At 58.2% G+C, this 6,637-nt stretch carries 6 protein-coding genes and 1 pseudogene; 5 read left to right on the top strand and 2 right to left on the bottom strand.

Translation table 11 applies throughout. The features are described from left to right. The coding region (locus ABSE61_RS31400; protein ID WP_423875055.1) for an AEC family transporter at window positions 1-899 on the bottom strand (899 nt) is incomplete at its 3' end. Window positions 900-1,057: 158 nt separating this feature from the next. Beyond that, window positions 1,058-1,465 (bottom strand): nuclear transport factor 2 family protein, encoded by a 408-nt coding sequence (locus ABSE61_RS31395; protein ID WP_423875053.1) that lies wholly within the window; start codon window positions 1,463-1,465, stop codon window positions 1,058-1,060. 386 nt (window positions 1,466-1,851) lie between these two features. On the opposite strand from ABSE61_RS31395, the pseudogene ABSE61_RS31390 reads away from it, so the two are divergent. The 5 genes and pseudogenes from ABSE61_RS31390 to ABSE61_RS31370 all read left to right on the top strand — a co-directional run. Continuing rightward, window positions 1,852-2,157 (top strand): annotated as a pseudogene (locus ABSE61_RS31390) (winged helix-turn-helix domain-containing protein); the annotation flags it as partial. Window positions 2,158-2,316: 159 nt separating this feature from the next. Then, window positions 2,317-3,774 carry an ATP-binding protein gene (locus ABSE61_RS31385; protein WP_423875056.1) on the top strand — a complete coding sequence of 486 codons (1,458 nt, stop codon included), beginning with the start codon at window positions 2,317-2,319 and terminating at the stop codon, window positions 3,772-3,774. Then, a complete protein-coding gene (locus ABSE61_RS31380; RefSeq protein WP_423875052.1) occupies window positions 3,686-4,642 on the top strand; it encodes an ATP-binding protein in 957 nt (318 codons plus the stop codon). The genes ABSE61_RS31385 and ABSE61_RS31380 overlap by 89 nt, the downstream gene beginning before the upstream one ends. Before the next feature lie 151 nt (window positions 4,643-4,793). Further along, window positions 4,794-5,216 (top strand): nuclear transport factor 2 family protein, encoded by a 423-nt coding sequence (locus ABSE61_RS31375; RefSeq protein ID WP_423875051.1) that lies wholly within the window; start codon window positions 4,794-4,796, stop codon window positions 5,214-5,216. 211 nt (window positions 5,217-5,427) lie between these two features. After that, complete coding sequence (locus ABSE61_RS31370) at window positions 5,428-6,213, top strand: sensor histidine kinase (RefSeq protein WP_423875050.1); 786 nt, start codon at window positions 5,428-5,430, stop codon at window positions 6,211-6,213. The last annotated feature ends 424 nt before the right edge of the window (window positions 6,214-6,637 follow it).

Here is a 6,637-nt window from a genome sequence, read left to right as displayed (position 1 = left end):
ACGATCGAGCCGATGACGCTGAGGAATACGGCGGAAGCTGCCTCCTCCTGCGCGACGCGGTATTGCAGCGCGAACATGATCACTATCGGCATGGTTGGAATCGCCGTCGCCAGCACCGCCTCGCTGACAGTGGGTTCGCCGTAGCCGACCCATCGCAATCCACCCAAGACCAGGGCGGGCTGCAGGATGTTCTTCAGGAATACGAGCAACAAGACGTGCAAGCTGGCTTTGATTTTGCCGGATGCGAGCACGATGCCGCTGGCAAACAGAGCGACGCCCCCGGAGGCGTTTCCCAGCAGGGAAAGCGAGTGGACGATGAGCTGAGGAATGTGGAGCCCACTCAGTACGACCGCGAAAGCGAGAATCGGCGCCCAAACCATCGGCTGTTTGACCGTTTCCGCAAGTTTGGCTGCGGGCGACGCCAATTGCTCTTTGCCCTGCGCGGCGAAGCTCGTTTCCTGTGGGTCTCTCCCAGCCGTATCCAGTGTGAGAAGAAGAATCGTGATTGGCACGACGGTGAGGTTGATGACGAGACTGGCTATCGCTATCGGAATGGCGCTGAGCCTACCGAACAGATCACCGAGGACGGCTGGACCTACGAAGGGCACTGCCGGCGCGGAAGCCGCCAGCGCGTAAAGGGCACTGACGCTCGTTGGGAAGCGAAAGACAATACGGTGGAACAGAAACACCACGCCGTAGAGGCCAATGATGGCGAGGCACAAAGCGATGACCAGCGGGATGTCCTGAGCGAGTGCCGTGCGCGACGTCGTAACGGTTCCGGCAAAAAGCGTCAGCGGGACGGCATAAAGCAACACCATGCGATTCAGGATCGAGGCATCTTTCGGACCAAGATCGTGACGCCATGCCGCTATAAAGCCGAGCAAGAAGGTGACGACCATCGGAAGCAGTGCGCCTAATATGGTGTTCAGCATTGGCGTCGTCCTCGATCACCGAGCGTTTCAAATGAGGTGAAACGCCCAGACGCTTCGGGTATTCTCGACCTCCGGCGCCGTTTTCACGGAGCCACGGAAGACGAGTTCTTCTGCAAGCGCATGGACTAGGCGGCGCCTGGATTTTCTTTGAAGAGTTCGGCGACCAGAGCCGAGTCGAGATAAGCTCGAACGCGCACAATCTTGTCGGCCTCGAAAAAGAGGATCCAACAGTAACGATTGTCGAATCTCATGCCGTTCCGTGCCGTCGCCAAGGAATGAAGCTCGACCACTGCTTGGTCGCCTTTGACGATGAGATATTCCAGATGGAGCTGAGTTCCTTGTGGAAGCACTTGGCCCAGTTTGGTAAAGGTACCGGCGATAAAGTCTGCCTTGCTGCGGTAGCGACCGGCGAGCGGATGAGTACCCATCACGGTCCAATCGACGTCGTCCGCGACGTGTGTGAAAAAGGCGGCTCCGTCGCCGTTCTCCAGACCTTTAAATACTTCACGAACGTAGTCAGGTGTGACAGCCATCTGATTTCTCCTTAACGTTCTGTGTACTGGTCGACCCTTTACGACTGCGGTGATCCGAGCTTTGGCTCCTCCGCCATCCGCCGCCTACCGAAGGAATTTACGTAGAGGCCGTGGGAAACGCTTGTTAGCTGTTGTAAGATGCCGTTTGTTGTCGTCAGCAGCAGCAACTCGCAGAGCTTGGCGGGCTGAGGTTGGTAGCCAATAGTGACAGGCTCCGCTGTGACTGTGCGAAACCAGTCCTCGGCTTAAATCCAAACCCGGTGGTCAGGCTGCTACGAAAGATGACGCCATGATGGAACCGGCCAAGGCGACCAGAAACGCAATGTCGTTTGGTTCTTTCGGCATGGACGCGAACCGACGGTCCTCGTGAGACGCGGACGACGCCTATGAATGATCGGCGCAACCGACAATCCAAGGACGTGCTTTCTTTTGGCCCGTTCAGCTTGTTTGCGGCCGAGAGGCTGCTCAAGAAGGGTGACGAGCCGATACCGCTCGGCGGCCGCGCGCTCGATATCCTGATCGCGCTCGCGGAGCGGGCCGGGGAAGTTGTCACCCACAAGGAGCTAATCTCAACGGCGTGGCCGGATGCGAGGGTGGAGGAAGCTAACCTCCGCTTTCAAATCGCTGCCCTTCGGAAGGCGATTGATGACGGGCGAGACGGCGCTCGCTATGTGTCGAATGTTGCTGGTCGCGGTTATTGTTTTGTCGCTTCGATCACACGCTCGGCGGCCGCTCCAACGGCTTCGATCACTGGGATCACTGCCACAGAACGAGTTAATAAACTGCCGCCGCGACTAGCGCGAATGGTCGGCCGTGATGACACCGTTAGAGCGTTGACGCAGCAACTCCAGATGTGGCGCTTCGTCAGCGTCGTGGGTCCCGGCGGTGTCGGCAAAACCACCGTAGCAATCTCCGTCGCTCATGCGCTGATTGATGGATTCCATGATGCGGTGTTCTTCATCGATCTGGCTGCGCTGACCGATCCTCAACTTGTACCGACAGCGATCGCATCGGCGCTCGGGTTCATAGTGCAAACCCAGGATCCGCTCGTTGGTCTGCTGGCCTTTATTGGCGACAGGAAGATCCTCCTGGTGCTCGACAGTTGCGAGCACGTGATCGGCGTTGCGGCAGCATTGGCCGAACGCGTCGTCAGCGAGGCACCACAAACGCACATTCTGGCGACGAGCCGCGAAGCCCTTCGGGTGGAAGGTGAACATGTCCACCTACTGTATTCACTTGATTGTCCCCCCGAGGATGCCGGCCTGACGGCCATGGAAGCGCTCCGATATCCGGCTGTACAGCTTTTCATGGAGCGGGCGGCAGCGAGCGGCTATGGCGCCGCTCTCAGCGATATCGATGCAGTGATCGTCGCCCGAAACTGCCGCCGGCTTGGCGGGGTGGCGCTTGCCATTGAGCTCGCGGCCAGTCGCGTCGGCTCCCTTGGGATTCGTGGAACCTCGGAGCTGCTCGACAACCGCTTCAGCTTGCTCTGGCATGGCCGTCGCACCGCGTTGCCGCGGCACGAGACCGTGAATGCAATGCTCGATTGGAGTTACAGCCTACTTTCGGAGCGCGAGAAGGTGGTCCTGTGCCGGCTGTCAGTCTTTGTCGGGGACTTCACGCGCCAGGCCGCTGACTCTGTTGCGTCGGAGAGGGAGGCAGTTGAAGCGGACGTTACCGACACGGTCGCGAGCCTGGTTGCAAAATCCCTGATATCCACGGCGGTCATCAACCAATCGACCTACTATCGGCTGCTCGACACCACGCGCGCGTACACCGCGGCCAAACTCGCCGAGTGTGGCGAAGCGGATCGCATCGCCCGGCGCCATGCGATCGTCTATTCCAGGTTTCTCGAACATGACAAGATCATCCAGTCATTGTTCGGCGAACATGATCTTTCGGGATACGCCCCACATATCGGCAACGTGCGGGCGGCGCTCGGATGGGCGTTGTCCGACCGTGGCGATGCCGCGGTTGGCATCGAACTCGCCACTTGGGCGGCCCCGCTGTTCATCGGACTTTCGCTGCTGGAGGAATGCAGAGGTTGGTGCGAACGGGCGGTTTCCACTCTTGACGACGCCGGGTCACGGCGATCAGGTTCGCGCCGCAATCGAGCGCGGACTTGCGCTGGCGGAAGCTTGCCAGGACCGTGGGCGGCAACTGCGCCTTCTCGCCGGTCTGAATTTTTTTCTTGGTCGACTCGGCGACACCCGCGGCGCCATGACGGTCGCAGAACAGGCGGGCGTCATCGCGCAGGCTGCCAAGCACCCGGCCGGCACCATCTGGGCGAAGTGGTGGGTGGGTTTTGATCACCACTTTCTGGGTAACCAAGCTGAGGCACAACTCCATCTTGAGCGCGGCATGACGCTCGCCATCGAGCTCGGTACCTTCAACATCAACTTCTTCGTCTTTGATTATCGCATCCGCGCGCTCGTCTTCCTCGCCCGCACCTTGTGGCTGCGCGGATTCTCCGATCGGGCGCTTCGAATCGTGCAAAAGGCCCTTGATGAAGCGGCGAGCCGAGGTCACCCAGTTTCGGTCTGTTTCTCGCTGGGTTATGCCTCAACATTGTTACTGTGGATCGGTGATTTGCCAGGAGCTAGCGACCTCATCGAGCAGCTGATCGTACACGCCCGACGATACTCGCTTGAACCGTACCTTGCTCTCGGCATCGCTCTGAAGGGTGAACTTGCCATCATCCGCGAAGAGCCGGAAGCCGGTCTCGATTTGTTGCGGAGCGCGCTAGAGACCCTGCATGCTCAACAGTACAATCTCCTGATCCCGAGCTTCACCCGCGCATTGGCGGACGGCCTGCGCAAGACCGGGCAATTCCAGGAGGCGTTGTTCACGATCAATGGAGCCGTTGCGGGTGCCACAAATAGCGGAGCGCAATTGGACTTGTCCGAACTGCTCCGGACCAAATCACAGATTCTCGTGGCTCAACATGATCGTGCATCCGCCATGAACTGCCTGACCGAAGCGATCGCTGCCGCACGCGCGCAATCCGCGCTGGCTTGGGAGCTCAGGTCCACGATGGCCTTGGCCCGCTTGCTCTTCGAAGACGGGCAACGCGATCAGGCCCGGCATACGCTCGCCCTTGTCTACGATCGCTTCACGGAAGGATTCGAAACCGCAGATCTCAGGCTGGCGCGCGCGCTGCTTGAGGATTTGCGATAGCGAATTTTAGTCGCTCCACAGTACGCTGATAGCCACGATACCATTCTCTACTGGCCGGAGAGCTGGCGGAACCGCCCCCCCGCTTAACCCCTGTTCTAACATTTTCTTACAGAATACAACGCGCCGAGGCGTCGGCCTTCGGGCAGGTTCGTTGCGGGCGATTGCCCGGCACCCTTTGGAACCCGACACCATGATGAAGTCCGCTATTCCGCCGAACGCTCCGGTCGCCCTCCCACCCCTGGTGGCTGCCTACGTCGGAGCAACCAACAGCTTCGATCTCGAGCGATTGCTGGCCACTTTCGCCGAGGACGCTCTCGTCAATGATCAGTTATGGGACTACTGGGGAAGGCCGGCCATCAGAGAGTGGGCGAAGCGCGACATCATTGATGAAAGGCTAACGATGAAGGTAACCAAGGTGATCAACCACTATGGCAACGCCATCGTGACGGCCAACGTCGACGGCAATTATGACAAGCGTGGCCTACCTGATCCGCTGGTGCTTGCCTTCTATTTCACCATTCAGAGCGATTTGATCGTTCAATTGATCATTCTTCGCAACCGACCGGATATTTGAGAATCGATATGCTGCCGCGATCATTTCAATCGCTGCGATCAGCGGACCTGATCCAACTGGAGCTCCTTAGGAGCCAATGTTTCGTCCAAGACGTGTGCTCTCAGGAGCAAGACTAACACAATCTGACAACGTTAAACTCGCCAAAGTGGCTAAGTTGCGCAACTCTCTCGATCAGATTTGTTGAATGCCTCCCAACTGAGAGAGCTATCTCATGCGCGAGCTCGAAGGACAAGTCGACGTAATGGAAAACAGTGGGGCCTTCGGCATCCCACGGGTCCCAACGAGACCCATTACTTGGAGCATGACTGCCAAGGCGAAACCGCACAAATCTTCCGAGTTTAAGTCAGTGTTACTTGCGATAGCGGGGCACGATCTTCGACAGCCACTTCAAGTCATCCAACTCGCTCACGATTTTCTCGGTCGCGGCGATCGAACGACGTCTGAGCTATGCCAGCTACAGTCCGGTCAAGAAGCCATCGATCGATTGAAAAATCAGCTTGATGAATTGGTTGCCGCCCTTCAGCTCAGCGAGCCCGCCAAGAGAGTGAAACTAACTCCGGTGCGGGTCGGGCCCTTGTTGCAGCGAGCTACTTACGAGAACGAAGTTGCGGCTCAAACGAAGGGGATTAGCGTTCGTGCGGCCCCGACCAGCGCCACGATTGAAAGTGATGCGCTGCTTCTCGGTACCGTTTTGCGAAACTTGATCAGCAACGCCGTCAAGTACACGGAGCCTGGGGGCCGCATTCTCGTCGGCTGCCGTCACATTGGCGCGAACATCCGTATTGACGTGTATGACACCGGAATCGGTATCACCGGGGACCAGATTCCTCGAATGTTCAAGGCATTCACTCGTCTCGATCCCGCGCGACACGATGGCTTGGGCATCGGCCTCTTCATCGTGCGCCAAGCGACCGGAATTCTAGGACACCGCATCGACGTCGCTTCCACCCCCTGTCGTGGGTCCCGCTTTTCCATTTTCGCGAGCCAAGCCGAATGAAAGTGAAAAACCTCCTTCGAAAATGCGGCCTACGAAGAAAGCATATCTGCTATGGCGAGCCTATATTCTATAAAAGTCACGGTTCGCATTGGCCATGCTGATCACCTTGGTCCAAGTATCGGTCCGATCACGGACATGCTCCTAGCCGGCCCGATCGCTCCTCATGGTTCGGCCACGCTTTACCTGCTGATTTGGATTGATCCCAAAGAGCCCCCGCGAGGCTGACGCACGCGTCCACGTTTGGATGCACGGAGACCGCTTGACCACAGACAAGCTATGAGTACAGCGCAGACGGTGACGCACGGGACAAGAGAAACGGCACGGGTGCATAGCGAGCTTCATACCAAGTCACACCGCCTCTAAAAGCACCCGCCGTCCTGTTCACGTTAGCTGGCGTCTTATCGCGGAATAATAGAGCGTGCGC

This window comes from Bradyrhizobium sp. (assembly GCF_049519115.1).
Lineage (GTDB): Bacteria > Pseudomonadota > Alphaproteobacteria > Rhizobiales > Xanthobacteraceae > Bradyrhizobium.
The sequence above is the reverse complement of the archived record's forward strand: the minus strand, read 5'-3'. Positions and strand labels throughout refer to the sequence as shown.

Coding starts and splice junctions, on each gene's coding strand:
- ABSE61_RS31385 (WP_423875056.1), top strand. CDS start 2,317: ATGTGGCGCTTCGTCAGCGTCGTGGGTCCCGGCGGTGTCGGCAAAACC.
- ABSE61_RS31395 (WP_423875053.1), bottom strand. CDS start 1,465: ATGGCTGTCACACCTGACTACGTTCGTGAAGTATTTAAAGGTCTGGAG.
- ABSE61_RS31380 (WP_423875052.1), top strand. CDS start 3,686: ATGACGGTCGCAGAACAGGCGGGCGTCATCGCGCAGGCTGCCAAGCAC.
- ABSE61_RS31370 (WP_423875050.1), top strand. CDS start 5,428: ATGCGCGAGCTCGAAGGACAAGTCGACGTAATGGAAAACAGTGGGGCC.